The 18,362-nt window shown below is 75.3% G+C and carries 21 protein-coding genes; 10 read left to right on the forward strand and 11 right to left on the reverse strand.

The genetic code is table 11. The features are described from left to right. Positions 1 to 42: 42 nt before the first annotated feature. Both FHX31_RS15985 and FHX31_RS15990 read right to left on the reverse strand, forming a co-directional pair. Positions 43 to 1,575, reverse strand: coding sequence for a sensor histidine kinase (locus FHX31_RS15985; protein WP_221488083.1), 1,533 nt, complete (start codon positions 1,573 to 1,575; stop codon positions 43 to 45). Next, positions 1,553 to 2,299 carry a response regulator transcription factor gene (locus FHX31_RS15990; RefSeq protein WP_030269147.1) on the reverse strand — a complete coding sequence of 249 codons (747 nt, stop codon included), beginning with the start codon at positions 2,297 to 2,299 and terminating at the stop codon, positions 1,553 to 1,555. Before FHX31_RS15990 ends, FHX31_RS15985 begins: the two co-directional genes overlap by 23 nt. A 135-nt stretch (positions 2,300 to 2,434) precedes the next feature. Here FHX31_RS15990 and FHX31_RS15995 point away from each other — a divergent pair, with 135 nt between their 5' ends. Both FHX31_RS15995 and FHX31_RS16000 read left to right on the forward strand, forming a co-directional pair. Continuing rightward, the gene (locus FHX31_RS15995; protein ID WP_013285998.1) at positions 2,435 to 3,328 is read left to right on the forward strand and encodes an SDR family oxidoreductase; all 894 of its coding nucleotides are present in this window, start codon (positions 2,435 to 2,437) and stop codon (positions 3,326 to 3,328) included. Continuing rightward, complete coding sequence (locus tag FHX31_RS16000; protein ID WP_184976671.1) at positions 3,325 to 4,122, forward strand: alpha/beta fold hydrolase; 798 nt, start codon at positions 3,325 to 3,327, stop codon at positions 4,120 to 4,122. Before FHX31_RS15995 ends, FHX31_RS16000 begins: the two co-directional genes overlap by 4 nt. 30 nt (positions 4,123 to 4,152) lie before the next feature. Here FHX31_RS16000 and FHX31_RS16005 read toward each other — a convergent pair whose 3' ends face one another. Further along, a complete protein-coding gene (locus tag FHX31_RS16005; RefSeq protein ID WP_013285996.1) occupies positions 4,153 to 4,377 on the reverse strand; it encodes a hypothetical protein in 225 nt (74 codons plus the stop codon). Between the two features lie 128 nt (positions 4,378 to 4,505). On the opposite strand from FHX31_RS16005, the gene FHX31_RS16010 reads away from it, so the two are divergent. Both FHX31_RS16010 and FHX31_RS16015 read left to right on the forward strand, forming a co-directional pair. Further along, positions 4,506 to 5,453 carry a serine/threonine-protein kinase gene (locus FHX31_RS16010; protein WP_184976672.1) on the forward strand — a complete coding sequence of 316 codons (948 nt, stop codon included), beginning with the start codon at positions 4,506 to 4,508 and terminating at the stop codon, positions 5,451 to 5,453. An 80-nt stretch (positions 5,454 to 5,533) separates the two neighbouring features. Then, on the forward strand, positions 5,534 to 5,962 hold the full coding sequence (locus tag FHX31_RS16015) for an OsmC family protein (RefSeq protein ID WP_013285994.1): 429 nt from the start codon (positions 5,534 to 5,536) through the stop codon (positions 5,960 to 5,962). Between the two features lie 4 nt (positions 5,963 to 5,966). Here FHX31_RS16015 and FHX31_RS16020 read toward each other — a convergent pair whose 3' ends face one another. Then, positions 5,967 to 6,905, reverse strand: a complete 939-nt coding sequence (locus FHX31_RS16020; RefSeq protein ID WP_486481679.1) for an endonuclease/exonuclease/phosphatase family protein — start codon at positions 6,903 to 6,905, stop codon at positions 5,967 to 5,969. Positions 6,906 to 7,269: 364 nt separating this feature from the next. On the opposite strand from FHX31_RS16020, the gene FHX31_RS16025 reads away from it, so the two are divergent. Next, positions 7,270 to 8,100 (forward strand): hypothetical protein, encoded by an 831-nt coding sequence (locus FHX31_RS16025; protein ID WP_030269137.1) that lies wholly within the window; start codon positions 7,270 to 7,272, stop codon positions 8,098 to 8,100. 11 nt (positions 8,101 to 8,111) lie between these two features. Here FHX31_RS16025 and FHX31_RS16030 read toward each other — a convergent pair whose 3' ends face one another. The 5 genes from FHX31_RS16030 to FHX31_RS16050 all read right to left on the reverse strand — a co-directional run bounded on the left by FHX31_RS16030 (position 8,112) and on the right by FHX31_RS16050 (position 12,461). Continuing rightward, complete coding sequence (locus tag FHX31_RS16030; RefSeq protein WP_091328341.1) at positions 8,112 to 8,597, reverse strand: ATPase; 486 nt, start codon at positions 8,595 to 8,597, stop codon at positions 8,112 to 8,114. 118 nt (positions 8,598 to 8,715) lie between these two features. Continuing rightward, the gene (locus tag FHX31_RS16035) at positions 8,716 to 9,162 is read right to left on the reverse strand and encodes a response regulator (RefSeq protein ID WP_013285990.1); all 447 of its coding nucleotides are present in this window, start codon (positions 9,160 to 9,162) and stop codon (positions 8,716 to 8,718) included. A gap of 71 nt (positions 9,163 to 9,233) precedes the next feature. Beyond that, positions 9,234 to 9,581 (reverse strand): STAS domain-containing protein, encoded by a 348-nt coding sequence (locus FHX31_RS16040; protein ID WP_013285989.1) that lies wholly within the window; start codon positions 9,579 to 9,581, stop codon positions 9,234 to 9,236. 76 nt (positions 9,582 to 9,657) lie between these two features. Further along, positions 9,658 to 10,704 carry a cobalamin B12-binding domain-containing protein gene (locus FHX31_RS16045; protein ID WP_184976673.1) on the reverse strand — a complete coding sequence of 349 codons (1,047 nt, stop codon included), beginning with the start codon at positions 10,702 to 10,704 and terminating at the stop codon, positions 9,658 to 9,660. Further along, positions 10,701 to 12,461 (reverse strand): PP2C family protein-serine/threonine phosphatase, encoded by a 1,761-nt coding sequence (locus FHX31_RS16050; RefSeq protein ID WP_184976674.1) that lies wholly within the window; start codon positions 12,459 to 12,461, stop codon positions 10,701 to 10,703. The genes FHX31_RS16045 and FHX31_RS16050 overlap by 4 nt, the downstream gene beginning before the upstream one ends. A 253-nt stretch (positions 12,462 to 12,714) precedes the next feature. On the opposite strand from FHX31_RS16050, the gene FHX31_RS16055 reads away from it, so the two are divergent. Both FHX31_RS16055 and FHX31_RS16060 read left to right on the forward strand, forming a co-directional pair. Next, positions 12,715 to 13,059, forward strand: a complete 345-nt coding sequence (locus FHX31_RS16055) for an STAS domain-containing protein (RefSeq protein ID WP_013477036.1) — start codon at positions 12,715 to 12,717, stop codon at positions 13,057 to 13,059. Between the two features lie 43 nt (positions 13,060 to 13,102). Beyond that, positions 13,103 to 13,450, forward strand: a complete 348-nt coding sequence (locus FHX31_RS16060; RefSeq protein ID WP_236619304.1) for an STAS domain-containing protein — start codon at positions 13,103 to 13,105, stop codon at positions 13,448 to 13,450. Positions 13,451 to 13,543: 93 nt separating this feature from the next. On the opposite strand, the gene FHX31_RS16065 is transcribed toward FHX31_RS16060, so the two are convergent. Beyond that, positions 13,544 to 13,858 (reverse strand): hypothetical protein, encoded by a 315-nt coding sequence (locus tag FHX31_RS16065; RefSeq protein WP_013285984.1) that lies wholly within the window; start codon positions 13,856 to 13,858, stop codon positions 13,544 to 13,546. Positions 13,859 to 14,041: 183 nt separating this feature from the next. Here FHX31_RS16065 and FHX31_RS16070 point away from each other — a divergent pair, with 183 nt between their 5' ends. Genes FHX31_RS16070 through FHX31_RS16080 form a run of 3 tightly spaced genes read left to right on the forward strand, consistent with a single transcriptional unit; the run spans position 14,042 to position 17,028 of the window. Next, on the forward strand, positions 14,042 to 15,013 hold the full coding sequence (locus FHX31_RS16070) for a DUF2267 domain-containing protein (RefSeq protein ID WP_013285983.1): 972 nt from the start codon (positions 14,042 to 14,044) through the stop codon (positions 15,011 to 15,013). A 26-nt stretch (positions 15,014 to 15,039) separates the two neighbouring features. Next, positions 15,040 to 15,873: a spermidine synthase gene (locus tag FHX31_RS16075; RefSeq protein WP_184976675.1), complete on the forward strand. Its 834-nt coding sequence runs from the start codon at positions 15,040 to 15,042 to the stop codon at positions 15,871 to 15,873. 39 nt (positions 15,874 to 15,912) lie between these two features. Further along, the gene (locus FHX31_RS16080; protein ID WP_091328359.1) at positions 15,913 to 17,028 is read left to right on the forward strand and encodes an AI-2E family transporter; all 1,116 of its coding nucleotides are present in this window, start codon (positions 15,913 to 15,915) and stop codon (positions 17,026 to 17,028) included. Positions 17,029 to 17,055: 27 nt separating this feature from the next. Here the strand turns inward: FHX31_RS16080 and FHX31_RS16085 are convergent, their stop codons facing one another. Continuing rightward, a complete protein-coding gene (locus FHX31_RS16085; RefSeq protein WP_013477041.1) occupies positions 17,056 to 18,354 on the reverse strand; it encodes an NAD(P)/FAD-dependent oxidoreductase in 1,299 nt (432 codons plus the stop codon). Positions 18,355 to 18,362: the final 8 nt, after the last annotated feature.

Consider the following 18,362-nt stretch of genomic DNA (forward strand, 5'->3'; position numbering starts at 1 on the left):
GGCAAGCCTCGGCGGGCCCGCTGGCCCGCTCCCGTGAGCGGCCTATGCGTCGGCTGTGGATCCCGGCAGCCAGACCGTGAACGCGGTGTGGCCGGGCCGGCTGACCACGTCGACCCGCCCGTGGTGCGCCTCGACCACGGCGGCGACGATGGCCAAGCCCAGGCCGGTGCTGCCCTGCGCGCGGGAGCGGGAGGTGTCGCCGCGCGCGAACCGCTCGAAGACCTCCGGCTGCAACTGCTCCGGGATGCCCGGCCCGTCGTCGGTGACGCGTAGTTCGACGCCGCCGGGCGCGGGCGCGAGCCGGACCGTGACTGTGGTGCCGGCCGGGGTGTGCACCCGCGCGTTCGCCAGCAGGTTCGCCAGCACCTGGTGCAGCCGGTGGGCGTCGCCGGTGACGGTGAGCGGCTCGTCGGGCAGGTCGAGTTGCCAGCGGTGGTCGGGCCCGGCGACGTGCGCGTCACTGACCGCGTTCACGGCCATGGCGGTCAGGTCGACCGGCTCGGCGGCGAGCGGGCGGCCGGAGTCCAGCCGGGCCAGCAGCAGCAGGTCGTCGACGAGGCTCGTCATCCGGGTGCTCTCCGACTCGACGCGGCGCAGCGCGTGCGCCACGTCGGGCGGCACTTCCTGGCGGCCCCGGCGGGCCACCTCGGCGTACCCGCGGATGGCAGCGAGGGGGGTGCGCAGCTCGTGGCTGGCGTCGGCGACGAACTGGCGTACCCGGGTCTCGCTGGCCTGCCGGGCGGCGAGCGCGGCGGCGACGTGGCCGAGCATCCGGTTGAGCGCGCCGCCGACCTGCCCGACCTCGGTGCGGGGGTCGGTGTCGGCGGCCGGCACCCGCACGGACAGGGCGACCTCGCCGCGGTCGAGCGGCAGTTCGGTGACCCGGGCGGCGGTGGCGGCGACGCGGTTGAGCGGCCGCAGCGTCACCCGGACGATGAGCAGACCGAGGGCGCCGGCGATGACCAGGCCGGCGCCGATCACCCCGGCCTGCGCGACGAGCATCCACATGACGGTGTCGTCGACCTGGGCCAGCGGGATCGCGAGGACCAGCACGTCGCCGTCGCCGCGCGGCGACGGGAGCGCGATCGCGCGGTAGTCGCCCCGGTCGCCGACGACGACTGTGTGCGGGCGGTCGCCGACGGGTACGCGGGCCAGCGCGGTCAGGTCGGCGGCGGGCACCTCCTCGCTGTCGCCGTTCTCGGACCGGACCCGGCCGACGGGTTCGGCGGCGGCGGGCACCCGGACGGCGATCGAGCCCGGCGGGAAGCCGCCAGGGGGGTCCGGCGCCACCTCGTCGGAGTCCGGCGGGGTGGGCCGCTGGTCCGGTCGCGGCGGGTCGACGCCGCGGCGGGCCCAGCGTTCGAAGTCGGCGGGCCGCCGGTCGCCGAAGGTGAGCTGGTTGTCGATCTGGTCGATCAGGAAGTGTCGCAGCGCGACTGTGGTCAGGCCGCCGATGCCGATGCTCACCAGCGCGAGCAGCGCCACCACGGAGAGCACCAGGCGGCGGCGCAGCGACCAGCCGGCCAGGCGGCGGCGCAGCCGGCCGCCCCTGTCACTCGGCGGGTTTGAGGACATAGCCCGCCCCGCGCAGCGTATGGATCATGGGCGCGCGGCCCGCGTCGATCTTCTTGCGCAGGTACGAGATGTACAGCTCGACCACGTTGGCCTGGCCGCCGAAGTCGTAGTTCCACACCCGGTCGAGGATCTGCGCCTTGCTGAGCACCCGGCGCGGGTTGCGCATGAGGTAGCGCAGCAGCTCGAACTCGGTGGCGGTGAGCGTGATCAGGTCGTCGCCGCGGCGTACCTCGTGGCTGTCCTCGTCGAGGGTGAGGTCGCCGACGGTGAGCACCGCCTCCTGGCGGGCGGCGACCGCGAAGCCGGAACGGCGCAGCAGCGCGCGCAGCCGGGCGATCACCTCCTCCAGGCTGAAGGGCTTGGTGACGTAGTCGTCGCCGCCGACGGTGAGCCCGGCGACGCGTTCCTCCACCGCGTCGCGGGCGGTCAGGAACAGCACCGGCACGCTCGGGAACTGCTCGCGCAGGCGGCGCAGCACCTGGAAGCCGTCCAGGTCGGGCAGCATCACGTCGAGCACCACGGCGTCCGGGCGGAACTGGCGGGCGGTGGTGACAGCCGCCATGCCGCTGCCGGCGGTGGCGACCTGCCAGCCCTCGTACCGCAGCGCCATCGAGAGCAGGTCGGTGAGTGTCGGCTCGTCGTCGACGACGAGCACCCGCACCGGTTCGCCGTCCGGTCGGCGCAGCTCGATGCGACCCTGCGCGGACTGCGCGTTCATGACCATGCCCCCATCGTGGGCGGACCCGCTGTCGGCGGGCTGTCCCGATCCTGTGTACCAGCTGTGCGCGCCGCGCGGCGGCGATCCGGGCAGGTCGGCGGGGTCTTCCGCACCGGGGCTACCCGGTGGTAACTTCCCGGCATGTCCATCGATGGTCGTTTTTCCGGCCGGTTGGCCGGCAAGGTGGTGCTGGTGACCGGCGCGGCCCGGGGCATCGGCGAGCACACCGCCCGCCTCGCCGCGGCGCGCGGCGCCCGGTTGTCCCTCGTCGGGCTGGAACCCGACCGGCTCGCCGCGCTCGCCGCCGAGCTGGGCCCGGGGCACGCCTGGTTCGCCGCCGACGTCACCGACCAGAACGCCCTCGCCGCGGCGGTGGACGGGACACTCGCGACGCTGGGCGGGATCGACGCGGTGGTGGCGAACGCCGGGGTGGCCAACCGAGGCACGATCGCCGTCGGCGACGTCGAGGCGCTGGTGCGTACCGTCGAGGTCAACCTGATCGGGGTGATGCGCACCGCGGCGGCGACCGTGCCCGCGCTCGTCGACCGGGGTGGCTATCTGCTGATCGTCTCCTCGGCCGCGGCGTTCGCCGCGCTGCCCGGCATGGCCGCCTACTGCGCCTCCAAGGCCGGCGTTGAGCAGTTCGGCAACGCGGTCCGGCTGGAGCTGGCACACCGGGGCGTGGCGGTCGGCACCGCCCATCCGTCGTGGGTGGACACCGACCTGGTCCGCGAGGCGCGCGCCGACCTGCCGGCCTTCTCCACGGCGCTGGCGAAGCTGCCCTGGCCGCTGCGGCGTACCACAACGGTGACCGAGTGCGCCGAGGCGTTCGTCCGGGCGATCGAGCGCCGCAGCCGCCGGGTGTACGTGCCGCGCGCCGTGGCCGGCGTGCAGGCGATGCGATCGGTGCTGGTCAGCCCGCTGGCCGACCGGTTGGTGGGCCGCACCGCCCGGGCCACCGTCCCGCTGATCGAGGAGCAGTCCCGGGCGCTGGGGCGGGGCTTCGGCGCCAGCACGCCGCAGGGGCGGCCGTGACCGCGCCGGTGGACGTCGTCTACGAGCGGCGGGGCGCCGGGCCCGCGCTGGTGCTGCTGCACGGCATCGGCCACCACGGCGGCGCCTGGCGGCCGGTGCTGGATCGCCTCGCCGAGGCGCACGACGTGATCGCCGTCGACCTGCCCGGCTTCGGCCGCTCCCCGGTGCCCGCCGCCGGGCTGCCCGCCGACATGCCCGGCCTGGCCGTGGCCATGGTCGAGCTGTTCGCCGCGTTCGGGCTGGAACGCCCGCACGTCGCGGGCAACAGCCTCGGCGGCGCGATCGCCCTCGAACTGGCCGCGATCGGCGCGGTCTCCTCGGCCACCGCGCTGTCGCCGGCCGGGTTCTGCACCGCGCGCGAGCTGCGCTGGGCGCTGACGGTGCTCGCGCTGCACCGCAACGCGGCCCGGCTGCCCGAACCGGTGCTGCGCCGCCTGTTCGCCGCGCCCGCGCTGCGGATGCTGGCGATGGGCATGATCCTGGCCCGGCCCAACCGGATGGCCCTCGACGACGCGCTCGCCGATGCCCGCGCGCTGCGCCAGGCACGGGCGTTCCGCGCCGTCGCCCGCGCCGGCCGGGGGTACGCCTACGCGGGCGCGCCGACCGTGCCGGTCACAGTCGCGTGGGGTACTCGGGACCGGATCCTGCCGTACCGGCAGGCGGCGCTGGCGCGTACCCGGCTGCCCGCCGCGCGGCACCTGGACCTGCCCGGCTGCGGGCACGTGCCCATGCACGACGACCCGGAGCTGGTCGCCTCGGTCATCCTCGGCACCACCGGCGTCCGGCCGGCCTGACGCGCCGCGTCCGGCCGCTGCGAGACGACCTCACTCGGTCGCGCCGAACGGGAACGTGTGCACGTACCGCATCGTCCAGCCGCCGGGCGACGCGTGGTCGTCGCGCTCGTAGAGGTGGTCGGCCACCCCCTCGGCCGGTTCCTCCGGATGACGCAGCACCCACCGGGGCGGCGGCGCGCCGTCCGGCCCCGCGGGCAGGTCCCGGGTCAGCTCGTCGGCCGGCCCGCCGACGAACCGCACGCGCACCACGGCCACCGCTGCCCTCCGTCCGTCGACGCCCTCGCCGCGAAGCTACCCCGCCGCGGCGCCGCCCCTCGGCGGTTTGCACAGCTCCGGGGCCGGGTAGCGGGACCGGAGGGCACCGGACGAGGCGAGGAGTGGCGATGAGGACGCTGGGCGGGCGGTACGAGCTCGAACAGCGAGCCGGCCTGGGTGGCATGTCGGAGGTGTGGCGCGCGCACGACCGCGTGCTGGACCGGACCGTCGCGGTGAAGCTCATCTCGCCCGCACTGGACGGCGACGCCGGATCGGTGGACCGGATCCGGGCCGAGGCACGCTCGGCGGCGCGGCTGGTGCACCCGAACGTCGCCAGCGTGCACGACTTCGGCACCGCGACACTGCCGGACGGACGCCCGGTGCCGTACATCGTGATGGAGCTGGCCGAGGGCGAGACGCTCGCCGCGCACCTGCGCACCGGGCCGCTGGACTGGCGGATCGCGGTACGGGTCTGCGCCGAGGTGTGCGCCGCGCTCGCCGCCGCGCACGCGCACGACATCGTGCACCGGGACGTCAAGCCCGCGAACGTGATCCTCACCCCGTGCGGGGTGAAGGTGCTCGACTTCGGCATCGCCACTCCGGCCGGCGCACCGGACCACACTCCGGACGGCGTCGTCGTGGGCACTCCGGCGTACCTGGCGCCGGAGCAGCTCGACCGCCGGCCGGCCACCCCGGCCGCCGACATGTACGCCCTGGGCGTGCTGCTGTACTACTGCCTCACCGGCGAACTGCCGTACGAGGCCGGCAGCACCACCCAGCTGCTCGGGTCGCGCCGCCGCCGGCCGCCCCGCCCGCTTCCCGAGGTTCCCGGCCTGCCGGGCGAGGTGGCCGAGCTCGTCCGCCGCTGCCTCGACGCCGACCCGTGCGCCCGGCCGACCAGCCCGATGGCCGCGCTGCTGCTGGCCGAGGCCGTGGACGCCCGGGTCTACGTGCCGATGACCGCGATGCTGCCCCGGCAGCGCGCGCCGCAGGTGTCGCCGTGGACCAGCCGGGCCGCCGCCGAGGCCACCGAGGCGATGGCCGTCGACGCCGCGCCCGGCGGCCGGATCGGCTGAGCACTCCTACTGCCTGCTCGGGCGCGGTTTCGCCGGTCGGGGTCCGGGAACGCGGTCCGGTGAGTGACGGGAGGAACGCGATGCCGGATCCGAGTTCCTGGCTGGCCGAGACGGCCACGGCGACCGCGGCGGGCGGTCACGTACGCACCGACGACGGCGGGCTCTCCTCCGCCCTGGCGTCCCCGCTGGCGCCGCACTGCACCGGCCTGACGCCGGAACAGCTCCTGGCCGCGGCGTTCGCCTCCTGCTTGCACCACGCGGCGGTGGAGGCGGCCGGGGAGATCACCGACGAGGCGCACACCGTGCAGGTGACCGCCGAGGCGAAGCTGGGCCGCGACGACGACGGCCGCTACCGGGCCGACGTGCACGCCGAGATCTCCTCGGCGGGACTGACCCGGGACCAGCTGGCCGACCTGGTCGCGTACGCCGATCGGCTCTGGCCCTTCTCCAGCGGAGATCCGAGCCGGCACCGCCTCACCGTGACCCCGGCGGAGAACGGCCGGCACTGAGAGGTCACCAGCGGAAGCCGGCGGTGACCGCGCGGTGGTCGCTGTCCGGGGTGTGCAGCACCCCGGCGGCGGTCGGCGTCAGTCCCCGGTAGAGGACGTGGTCCGGGCGGGTGACCGGCAGCCCGGCCGGCCAGGTGAACCCGAATCCCTGCCCGGCCTCGGCCTGCGCGTCGCCGAGCAGCCGGGTCAGCGGGTCGAAGACCCGGTCGGTGGTGGCGGTGTTCAGGTCGCCGAGCACCACCAGCCGGTCGGCCGGGTCGGCACGCACGGCGTCGGCGAGCGCGGCGACGGTCTGGTCCCGGGTGGCGGTGTGCCCGGCCCGCGCGGAGCCGAGGTGGACCACGTACACGGCCAGGTCGCCCTGAGGCGCGACGACCACGGCCCGCAGCGCGCGGTCCCAGCCCAGCCCGGTGTCGACACCGTGCGCCTCGCGGATCGGCCACCGGCTCCACAGCGCGACAGTCGACACCACCGCCCGGTGCGGGTAGCGCTCGGCCAGCACGGACGCCACCCGGTCGCCGTCGGCGACCTCCTGGAGCCCGATCAGGTCCGGGGCGTCGCCGGTGAGCGCGCCGACGGTGGCGGCCGGGTCGGGGTTGCCCACGCGCAGGTTCTGGCTGACCACGCGGACCGCGGCGCCGTCCGCGCCGGCGGCCGGGGGCAGCCACGCGCGGCCGTAGAGCCCGGCCCAGACCAGGGCCGGCAGCAGCACCGCCACCAACGCCGGCCGGGAGCGGCGCAGCAGCGCCGCGAGCGCGAGCAGCGGCACGGCGATCCCGAGCAGCGGGGTGACGCTGTCCACCAGGCTGCCCAGGCCGTGGACGTTCGGCACCAGCCGGTGCCCGGCCAGCAGCAGCGTGAGCAGCACGGCGCAGACGATGACGACGGCGCCGCGCCGGCTGCGGGGGCCGGGCGGGCGCTCGTCGACCATCCGCTGCGTCACCGTCGGAATCGTATCGAGCGCCCGGGTCGCCGCGCGGCGGCGTCGCCATGATCCACGGTCTCCGCACCGTGAGCCGCCGGATCGCGAGGAGTCGATCCCGGCGGGTCGGCGGACCGCCGCTGGGCGAGAGACGGCCGACCAGGGCACCATCGGCCGAACGGTGGAGCCGGGCGTCGGCCGCCGCCGGGTCGGCTCGGCGTCCGCTTCGCACCACCGAAACCGACATAGGCATTCTTCCGGGTACGCGCGGTTAGCGGTTTTCATGATCCGCCACCCCTGATGTCGCCCGCGAATCCGGCAGATTGTGGCGCATGCCACCAATCACCCCGATGGCAAAGAGCCGGAAGCTTTCTAGCCTCGGCGGGTGCACCCCGACGACCCCGATCATCAGCCGTTGCCCGCCAACCGCCCGGTTCGCCGAACGATTGACCCGGCATCAGCCGAACGGAGGGTGGGGCGTCACCGCGCCCCGGAACCGCCACGACGCGGCCCGGCCCGGTCCGTGCCCGGCCGGATCGCGGTGGCCACCGGCGTCACCTGCTGCCTCGGCCTGATCGGCGTGGCGGGCGTCGGCGAGACCGGCCCGGCGCACCTGGAGGTACGCGAGGCGGTCGCCGACCGGGCCGCCGCCGACCAGCGCGCCTCCCGCGACTTCACCCGGGTCGCGCCACCGGCCGCCGCGGCCCTGCCGCCGCCGGCTCCCACGCCCGGCGCCACGGCGACGAAGAAGCCGCCGCGCAAGCCCGTGCTGCCCGCGCGCCCCCGTCCGGTCGCCGGCCTGGACCAACGGCAGATGGACAACGCCAAGGCCATCGTCGACGTGGGGCGGGAGATGAAGATGCCCCGCCGGGCACTGGTCGTCGCAGTCGCCACCGCCATGCAGGAGAGCAACCTCTACAACCTGGCCAGCGACGTGGTGCCGCAGTCCTTCGACCACCCGCACCAGGGCAGCGGCTCCGACCACGACTCGGTCGGGCTGTTCCAGCAGCGGCCCAGCAGCGGCTGGGGCACCGTCGCCCAGCTCATGCGGCCGGCGTACGCGGCCCGGGCCTTCTACGCCGCGCTGCGCGAGGTGCCGGGCTGGGAGGACATGAGCGTCACCGCCGCCGCCCAGGCGGTGCAGGTGTCCGCCTACCCCGACGCGTACGCCCGGCACGAGAAGCGCGCCACGACCGTGGTGTCGGCGCTGGTCTGACCCGGCGCCGGTCAGGCGGAGCTGCGCCCGGCGCCACCGGGCCGTACGCTCGCCGCGGCGGTGGGGGTGTCCACCGCCACCCGCTCGCCCCGCGCCCCGGCCAGGATCTCGTCGACCCGGGACTCCCGGCGGCGGCGTGCCAGCAGGGCCGCCTCGAACTCGCGGCGCGCCCGCACGGCCTCGGCGTACGCCTCCTCCCGCAACCGGCGGGCCTCCTCACGTGCGGCCTCCAGCTCGGCGCGGGCCTGCGCCAGCAGCTCGGCGGCCTCCCGTTCGGCGACGGACGGGTGGGGCGCGGCCGGCTCGACCGGCGCGGTACGGCGATGCAGGAAGTCGCACAGGTGCACGGCGTCCGACCGGATCTGGTCCCACTCCCGGCCGGCCCCGGCGGCGCCCTCCGCTCGCGCCGCCAGCCGACCCAGCCGCAGGCTCAGCTCGTCCAGACAGGCGTCGACCTGCCGCCTGTCGTAGCCGGTCTCCACCACCGAGAACCTCATGCGTCGCCCCCCAGGCAGCCGGTGCGCGTCCCCACCTGCCGATCCTGCGGTCCCCGCGCTCCCGGGCGCGGCCGTTCCCACAAAATGTTCAGGATGCGGAGGCCCGGACTTCCCGCCCCTACGGGTGCTTCGGGAGCACGACCACCCGTCCGAAGAACTCGTCGATCCGGCGTACCACGTCGTTGAAGTCGTCCAGGTCGATCGGCTTCGTCACATACGCGTTGGCCTGGAGCGTGTAGCTGCTGACCACGTCGGTGTCGGCGTTGGAGGTGGTGAGCACGACGATCGGGATGGTCCGCAGGCTCTCGTCACCCTTGACCTCGCCGAGCACCTGCCGCCCGTCCATCCGGGGCATGTTCAGGTCGAGCAGGATCACGTCGGGGCGCTGCGCCTCGGTGTGCCGGCCCTCGCGGCGGAGGAACTCCATCGCCTCCTGGCCGTCGGCGACCACGTCGATGACCTTGTCGACGTCGGAGTCGGCCAGCGCCTCCTCGATCATCAGGACGTCACCCGGGTCGTCGTCCACCACCAGGATGCGAACGGGGCTGGGGCTGGTCTGACCCATCGGTTTACCTGCTTCGTGGTGAGGAGGGCGTCCGGCCGCACGGCCGGCTGCTGGCGGGGAAATGTACCGGATCAGGAGGCGGCCGGCGCGGTCGGGTCGGCGGTGTCGAGGCCGCGGTGGAGCACCTCGGCCAGCCCGGTCACCTGGAGCACCCGGGCCACCCGGCCGGTCGCCCCGGTGAGCCGCAGCCAGCCGCCGTCGGCGGCGACGATGTTGTCCCCCCGGACGAAGGCCGCGATGCCGGTGGAGTCGCAGAACGTCAGTTCGGTGAGGTCGAGCAGCAACTCGCGGTGCCCCTCCGCCACCACCCGGTCGATCGCCGAGCTCAGCTCTCCGGCCGTGCCGAGGTCGAGCTCGCCGGCCAGCCGGAGGCAGACGCCGCCCCCGTCCCGCTGGGCGTACGTGACGGTGAACGTCACAGTGGCCCCTCTCGCTCCCACCGCAGGCGAACCCTTGCAGTGGTGCAAGTATATGCGACGGCCGGCCCGGCGCCCGTCAGCGGCCCGCCGCCGACAGCCCGCCCACCAGGGCCCTCCCCCGGTCGAGGAAGGCAGCCGCGCGCGGGAAGTCGCGCAGCTGCTGTCCATAGTGCTCCAGGGTCAGCCCGACCGCGCCCGCCGGCACCCCGCGGCTGACCAGGATCTCCACCAGCCACTCGACGAACCCGGTGAACAGCGTGGCGTCGTCCACGTAGAGCGCGGCGGCCAGGAAGTCCACGATGTAGCCGAGGTCGCTGATCGTGGAGTCGAGCTGCGCCGGGGTGTAGTCGGCCGTCGACGGCACCCGCTCGCGCAGGTCGGCCAGGGCGCTGTCGATCAGCTCGCCGCGCCGTTTGACCAGGCTGACGTACTCGTCGTCGGCCAGGTGATCCAGCCGCGCGGGCGGCGTCTCGCGCAGCGCCCGCTCGTCGGCCACCAGGTCCGCCGCGGCCGGCGCGTCGGGCGCCCACGGCACACCGAGCACGCGGGCCCAGCGGCCGTCGTCGCCGAAGCCCCGGCCACCGACCACCACCGGCACGTCGGAGCGGCGGCACGCCTCCACCATCCGGTGGGCGTGCGGCAGCCGCATCGGCAGCGCGCAGGCCAGCGCCACCGCCTCGGCGTCGTAGCGATGCAGGTAGGACACCAGGTGCGCGGCCGGGACGCTGGCGCCGAGGAAGACGACCTGCCAGCCGCGCAGCCGCAGCACCTCGGCCACCAGCCGGGCCGGCAGCGCGTGCCACTCACCGTCCATGCAGGCCATCACGATCCGCCCGCGGGTCGGGCGGGGATCGGCGTACGCGGCCACAGCGGCCACCACCCGCTCGCTGATGTGGGTGGCGGCGTGCTCCTGGGCGACGCTCCACTCGTTGCGGGCCCAGCGTTCGCCCACCTCGGCCTGGGCCGGGGCGACCAGATCCAGCAGCACCCGCTCGGCCGGCACGCCCGCCTCCAGCAGCCCGCGGGCCACCGACACGGCGGCGGACTCGTCGGCGTCGGCCAGGCACTCCAGATAGCGGGGGAAGGCATGGCCCGGGTCGGCCTCGACGGTCGGCACGGTCACGCGAACAGCTCCCTCGTTCGTTCGGTCACGGCCGGATCCGGCACCGCGTGCAGGTGCCGCGGCGCCCGCCCGGCCGGGCCGGTGGCCCGCAGCGCCAGCACGGCGATGTCGTCGTGGTCGCCGTGCGCGAGCCAGTCGCAGGTCACCTGCTCGACCCGCTCGGCGAGCGCCGGCGCGGGCATCCGGTGGCAGTCGGTCACCGCGTTGAGCAGCCGCTCGGCGCCGAACTGCTCGTCACCGCGCCGGCCGCCGCGCGCCTCGGTCACCCCGTCGCTGTAGAACAGGCACGTCTCCCCCGGCGCCAGGTGCACCGTCACCTCGCCGATGCGGGGATCGGGCACCACACCGATCAGCATGCCGCGCAACGGCACCACCTCGACCTCGCCGGACTCCCGCAGCACCAGCGGCGGCAGGTGCCCGCCGCCGGCCAGGGTCAACGTCAGGCCGCCGTCGCGGTGCGGCCGGGCCACGCCGAGCACCATGGTGGCGAACCGGCCCTGCCCGTGCGCCTGCGTGGTCTCCAGCAGCGCGTCGTTCAGCAGCTTCAGCAGCCGTCCCGGCTGGGTCTCGACCCGGTGCAACGCCTGGAGGCACTGGCGCAGCTGACCGGTGAACACGGCCGCCTCCACGCCCTTGCCCGACACGTCACCGAGGAAGAAGACCGAGCCGCCGTCGGCGAGCCGGTGCGAGCCGTAGAAGTCACCGCCGATGCGCAGACCGGCCTGCGCCGGCCGGTACGCGGTGCCCCACTGCACCCCCGTCGCCGAGGCCGGCTCGACCGGCAGCAGGCTGGCCTGCAACGTGTCGGCGACCTCGGCCTGGTCGCGGTAGAGCATGGCGGTGGTCAGCGCCGCGCCGGCGCGGGCCGCGAACGCGCGGACCAGGTCCACGTCGGCCTCGTCGTACCAGCGGTCGGCGCGCCGGGCCACCAGCAGGGCCCCGGCCGGCGCCTCCCGGCCGGGCAGCGGCACCACCCGGGCGGTGGCGCCGGAGGTGTCCAGGCCGGGCAGCCAGCCCGCCTCGGCGGCCTGCTCGACCAGCCAGTCCAGCTCGTGCGGCTCGGCGCCGGCCAGGCCGGCCTCGATGGCCACGGGGAGCGCCGTGGCGGGCAGCACCCCGCTGTCCACCACCGGCGGCCGGTCGTCCGCGCGTACCGCCCGCCACCAGCGGGCGCGGCCGGAGCGGGGGGCGAGGACGAGGACCGCCACGTCGGCCGCCGTGGGTACGGCCAGGCGCACCACGGCGGCGGCGGCCCGGTCCGGGTGCAGCGGGTTGCCGAGCTTCTCGCCGACCACGGCGAGGAACGCCGAGCGGGCCCGCTCGGCGAGCAGCGCGTCGGCCCGGCTGACGCTCTCGGTGACGTCGTCGACGTACCAGCAGCGCCGTCGGTGGGACAACGCGACCGGGCGTACGCGCAGCCGCCGCCCGTGGTGGGTGAACTCGGCCGGGCCGTCGCCGCGCAGCGGGACCGGGCCGGCCGCGGCCAGCAGCTCGCCGGGCGTCACCTCGGGGATCAGCCGCTCCGCGACCGGGCTCACGTGCTGGACGACACCGTCGGCGTCGCAGACGACCAGGCCCTCACGGAAGTGCTCGACCACCTCGGACCAGTTGGGAACGGTAAGGTCGTGGTCGGCTGCCAGCGGCGGCAGGGCGGACGGCACCGGCGCGGCGGCGGACCACGCCGGAGCCCGTGCGGCGCTCGGCGTGGAGATCCGTCCGTCGCCCGGGTCGGCACCCCTGACGTCGGCAGCAGTCACCAGCTGAGCCCCACTCTCCTCGTCGACACCCGGGGGCGCCGGACCCGGCGCCTGTGGTCACGTATCACCGCCCACCCTACGCCGGTATGCCGGGACCGCCACCCCACGGCGCTGCGGCCCGCTCGCGCATCCAGCGAGGTGATGGCGCTGTTGTTACGATCCTGTCAATACCGGCCCGACCGGCAACCCCGCGGAAAGGCGTGACGTGGTTCCTCAACGGAGAAGGCCCGAGGCGAGCCCGCTGAGCATCTCCGTGGATCGATCGAACCCGGCCGTCCCGGTGGTCGTCGTCGGCGGCGACCTGGCGTACGCCACGGCGGGCCCGCTGCGCGCCGAGATCGACCGGCTGCTCACCGCGCGTCCGACGACGCTGGTGTTCGACTTCGGCGGCCTTCAGTTCATGGACAGCACCGGCCTGTCCGTGATCGTGCACGCCTGGCGGGAGGGCCAGCACGCAGGCACCGCCATCGAGCTGCGCGCGGTCCCGCGCTTCCTGGAGACCATCCTCGACCTGACCGGCGTCACCGGTCTGCTCGACCGCTCGCCGGTCGACGACGCGCCGGGCCTCGCTGCGCCGGGTTCGACCGCGTCCGCGTGACCCCGGGGGTTTCCCGGCCGTGCCCGGCTGGGAACATGGGTACGTGCCCTCCCAGATGTTGACCATCGAGGTGGACCGGCTCGACGTCGGTTCCGCCCGGGTGCGGCTGGCCGGGGAACTGGACTTCGACACCGCGCCGGAACTCGTCGACGCCGTGGCCGGCCTGCGCCGCGACGGTCACCAGGAGCTGGAACTCGACTTCGCCGGGGTGGACCTCTGCGACTCCTCGGGCCTGAGCGCGCTCGTGGTGATCCACCGGGCCGGCACCGGGGCGATCCGCCTGCTGAACCTGAACCCGCAGATCAGGCACCTGCTGGACCGCACCGGCCTGGCCGAGTTGCTGGCCGCCCCGCCGCAGGAGCTGACCGGCGGCGCCCGCGAGGCGGGCTGACCCGGCCGGCGCCGCCCGCGAGACGGGCGGACGCCCCGCGGACAGGGGTGGCCCCCGACCCTGGGACCAGGGGCCGGGGGCCGGGAGGATGGCTCAGACGGCGGGCGCGGCCTGCCGGTGCGGTGCTTCGTCGCGCGACTGCCCCGCGACTGGAGGCTCGACGTCCTCCGGCGCGCCGGAATCGGGCGTCTGGAACAGATAACGGACGAAGTCCCCGCTCATGTCGTCGTCGTCCGCTCCGGGCCACTGCCCGACGCAGTCGACGCCGACCACCTCGCGTCCACTGCCGTCGTGGTGCTCCAGCAGCGCCCAGAGGGTCACCGGGTAGGAACGGGTGTCGTCCGGGCCGATCCGCCAACGGGCGTACCAGCCGGGACGGGCGGGGACGATCTCCACGATCCGTTTCATGTCGACCTGCCCTTCCGCGTGCGTCGGAAGTTGTCCGGTCCGTCCGAGCCTGCCGCCCGCCGGGGTGAGCGCTCCTCACCCGCAGCGAATGAAGCGTCCGCCGGACGGTCCGCCGTTACCTTCCCGGCAGCGCCGGGAACGCGGTCGGCGCAAGCGCAACCGACCCAGGAACGAGGTGCGACGATGCGCAAGCAGATGGAGGGCGACAACCAGCGCCGCCGGGCCCTGGCCCGCGAGGCCCGCGAGCGAGGGCTGCGGCCGAGCCAGACCGGCGCCAGCCTCAGCGCGTCCAAGCAGGTCACCTCGCTGGACCAGCACGACCGGTCCGGCCCGCCGCCGGCCGGACGGCACAAGCCGGACACGACCCGGGGTGGCCCCGCGCCGCCGCCGGCCGCGGTCGCGGAGCGGCCGCGCCCGCTGCCGGACCCGACACCGTCACCCGGGGTCTCGATGGGCTACCGGGATCTCGTCGACGACGTGAGCCGGCGTGCGGGGGTGGACTTCTCCGCGGCCAAGGTCGCGGCGGAGGCCACCGTGCTGGCCCTGGCCCGGGCGCTGGACGAGACGGAACGGGAGCGGCTGCTGGAGGCGGTGCCGCTGACCCTGCACGACGTGGTGCCGGTGCACGGCATGGAACGCCGCCGCGACCTGCCCGGCTTCCTGGCCGAGGTCGGCCGGTACAGCCGCCTCACCCCGGAGCAGGCGCGGTACCAGGCCGAGGCGACGCTCGCCGCGCTCGCCGAGGCCGACGCGGATCTGGTCGAGTCGCTGCGCGTACCCGACGAGTTGCGTGACCTGCTCGGGCCGGCCGACTTCGGCGGCGGCCTGGTGGGCGCGTCCTCGGCCACCGCGCCGCTGACCGAGGCGGAGCTGCGCGACGCGCTCGCGACGCTGCCCTACTGGTCCAGTGACAGGCGCTCGCTCGTGCGCACGATCGAGCTCCCCGGCGGCAACCTGGACCGGGTGCTCGACCGGCTGGACCGGCTCAAGTCCGACGTCGGACGCTCGCCGCAGATCGGGCGTCCCGACCCGGACAACGCCGTGCTGACGGTCCGGACCCAGCAGGTCGACGGCGTGACGGCGGCGGACGTGGACCTCGCGCACCGGGTGGACGCGGCAGTCGACGAGGCCGGCGCCGGGATGGCGGCCGGCTGACCCGGCGGCGGAACGGCCCCGGTCCCATGCGGGCCGGGGCCGCCCGTGGCCGCGCGGTACCGTGTCCCGCCGTGGATCACGACGACACCGAGACCCTGGAGATCGTGGTGGACCCGGCCCGCCCGTCCGGGCGCACGCTGCTGGCCGACGGGGTCGAGCAGTCGTACGTGGACGTGGCCGACGCCCGGTACCTGCACTTCGAGTACGTGCGGCGGATCGCCGCCGCGATCGACCTGGCCGCCCCGCGCGGCGCGGCGCTGACCGCGCTGCACCTCGGCGGCGGCGCGCTCACGCTGCCGCGCTGGCTCGCGAGCACCCGGCCCGGTTCGGCGCAGCGGGTGATCGAGCGCGATCCGGGCGTGGTCGAGCTGGTCCGGCGGAAACTGCCACGGCTGCCGCCGGAGGTGGTGGTGGCGCTCGGCGACGCCCGGGAGGCGGTCGCCGAGGAGCCGCCCGGGACGTACGACGTGGTGGTGGCCGACGTGTACCGGGCGGCCCGGATGCCGCCGCAGGTGGCGGCGGTCGAGTTCGCGGCGCAGGTGGCCCGGGTGCTGCGCCCGGACGGCCTCTACCTGATCAACCTCACCGACCTGCCGCCACTGGCGCACACCCGGTCACAGGTGGCGACGCTGCGGGCGGTGTTCGCCGACGTCTGCCTGGTCGCCGACCGGCGGATGCTGCGCGGACGCCGGTACGGCAACGTGGTGCTCGCCGCCACGCCCACGGCGGGCCGGATCCCGGTGATCCGGCTCGCCACCCGCGTCGCCGCCGACCCGGTGCCCGGAACGGTGCTGCACGGCGCGACGCTCGACGCGTTCGCCGCGGGTGCCCACCCGGTCACCGACGCCGACCTGGGCTGAGCCGGGTTTCCGTACCCCGAGCACGGGTAGCCGCGCCGGATGAGCGCCGCCGACGATCGGTCCATCGCGCGCCGGACGCTGATCGTGATCGGTCTGGTCCTCGCCACCGGGGTCGGGCTGGCGCTGGTCTGGGCCACCCGGCGGGTGCTGGTGTGGGGACTGGTGGCGGTGTTCTTCGCGGTCGCCCTCAAACCGCTCGTGGACCGTCTCGAACGTCGGGTACGCCGCCGCGCGCTCGCCACGTTGCTGGTGTTCCTGGCCGCGTTCGCGCTGTTCGCCGCCGTCGGTGCGCTGATCGTGGTGCCGCTGGTGGACGAGGTGGGCCGCTTCGCCGACCGGGCGCCGGACATCGTACGCGAGGCGCAGGCCGGGCAGGGGCCGCTCGGGCGGCTGCTGGACCGCTTCCACCTGCTCCGCTACGCCGAACCCGGCCAGCTGCGCCGGTACGGCGCCCGGCTCGGCGACCCGACGGTAGGGGTGGTCCGCAGCGTGGCCCAGGCGGTCGCCGCGCTGGTCACCGTGGTGGTGCTGGCGTACCTGATGGTCCTGGAGGCGCCGAAGATCGTGGCCGCCACGCTGCGGCTCACCGGCGACGGCGCGGCGGCGCGGCTGCGGCGCATCGGGCGTGACTCGTCCCGGATCGTCACCGGCTACCTGAGCGGCAACCTGCTCATCAGCGTGATCTGCGGCGGTCTGACGTTCGTCGTGCTGTTCCTGCTCGGTGTGCCGTTCGCCGCGGTGATCGCGCTGACGGTCGCCGTGTTCGACCTGATCCCGCTCGTCGGCGCCACGCTCGGCGCGCTCGCCGCGGCCGGCGCGGCGTTCCTGCACTCCCCCACCGCCGGCCTCGTCGTGCTGGTCTTCTTCGTGGTCTACCAGCAGGTGGAGAACCATCTGCTGCAACCGGTCATCATGGGCCGCGCGGTCCGGTTGAACCCGTTGACGGTGCTGGTCAGCGTGCTGCTGTCGGTCGAGCTGGCCGGGCTGGTGGGGGCGCTGCTGGCGATCCCGGCCGCCGGCATCGTCCAGGTGCTGCTGCGCGAGTTCGCGCCCGCCGGGCGGCAGGCGCTGCCGCAGCCCGCCGACGGCGAACCGGCCGACCCGGGTGCGGCCGGTAGCGCCGGAGCACCGGAACGGCCGCCGGCCGGCGGGTGAGAGCCGGCCGGCGGGTGCGTGCGGCGATCAGTGGCGGCGGGCCAGCTCCGGTGACTCGCTCTCCAGCGGCACCGCGTTCGCGGGGACCAGCCCGAGCTGCACGGCGGGCCGGGGCAGCGTCGCGTCCAGCGCCCAGTCCGCCGCGACCCGGGGCCGGTTACCGGGCATGGCCAGCAGGTGGTAGCCGCGGGTGACGGCCTTGGCCGGCAGCCCTGCGAGCGGCACCTTCAGCGGGTTCGCCGCCGCGTCCTTGCCGCCCAGGTCCACCACCCAGCCCAGGTCATGGTGCTTGTACGACTTGCGCACGCCCTGACCGTACGAGGCGGCGATGTTGTGCGCCGCCAGCTTGCCCTGCCGCTGGGCGTGCTGCGCGGTCATCGCGCACACCTGCCCGGGGCGGGTCGGGTCGGGCACGGCGGCGGCGTCGCCGCAGGCGAACACCTCGGGGTAGCCGGGAACGTTGAGGAACTCGTCGACCACCAGCCGGCCCTTCTCGGTGCGCAGGCCCAGTTCGGCCACGAACGGGTCGGGGCGTACGCCCACGCACCAGACGAGGCTGCACGTCGGGACGTACTCGCCGTCGGTGAGCATCACCCCGTCCGGGGTGGCCTCGGCGACCGAGGTGCCCATCCGCACGTCCACGCCGCGTTTGCGCAGCACCCGGTCAGCGGTGACGGACATCCGCCGGTCCAGTTCGGGCAGCACCCGGGGCGCCACGTCCAGCAGCATCCAGCGCGGCCGGACCTTCAGGTGCGGACGCTGGGCCATCAGCCGGTCGGTGAACAGCTGCCCGTGCGCGGCCACCTCGGTGCCGGTGTAGCCGGCGCCGACCACCACGAACGTGGTGCGGGCCCGCTGCTCGGCCGGGTCCTGGGTCAGCTCGGCCAGCTCGACCTGCCGGACCACGTGGTCGTGCAGGAACAGCGCCTCGGGCAGGCCGCGGAAGCCGTGGGCGTACTCGGTCACGCCGGGGATCGGCAGCAGCTTGTTGACGCTGCCCACGCTGAGCACGAGCCGGTCGTACGCGAGCTGCCCGTGGTCGCCCTCGACGGAGCGGTAGCCGACCCACCGGTTCTGCAGGTCGACCCGGTCGGCCTCGCCGATCACCACGCGGACGCCGTCGAGCGTGCCGGCGAGCGGCACCGCGATCCGGGTCGGCTCCACCACACCTGCCGCCACCTCGGGCAGCAGCGGCAGATAGAGGAAGTAGTCGGTCGTGTTCAGCAGGACGATCTCGGCCCGGTCGCGGGCCAGTCGGCGCAACGTCTTGGCCGCGTGGTACCCGGCGAACCCGGCCCCCACGATCACCACCCGTGGTTTCGTCATGCCTGCTG

The sequence above is a fragment of the Micromonospora sp. CNZ286 genome (assembly GCF_014207755.1).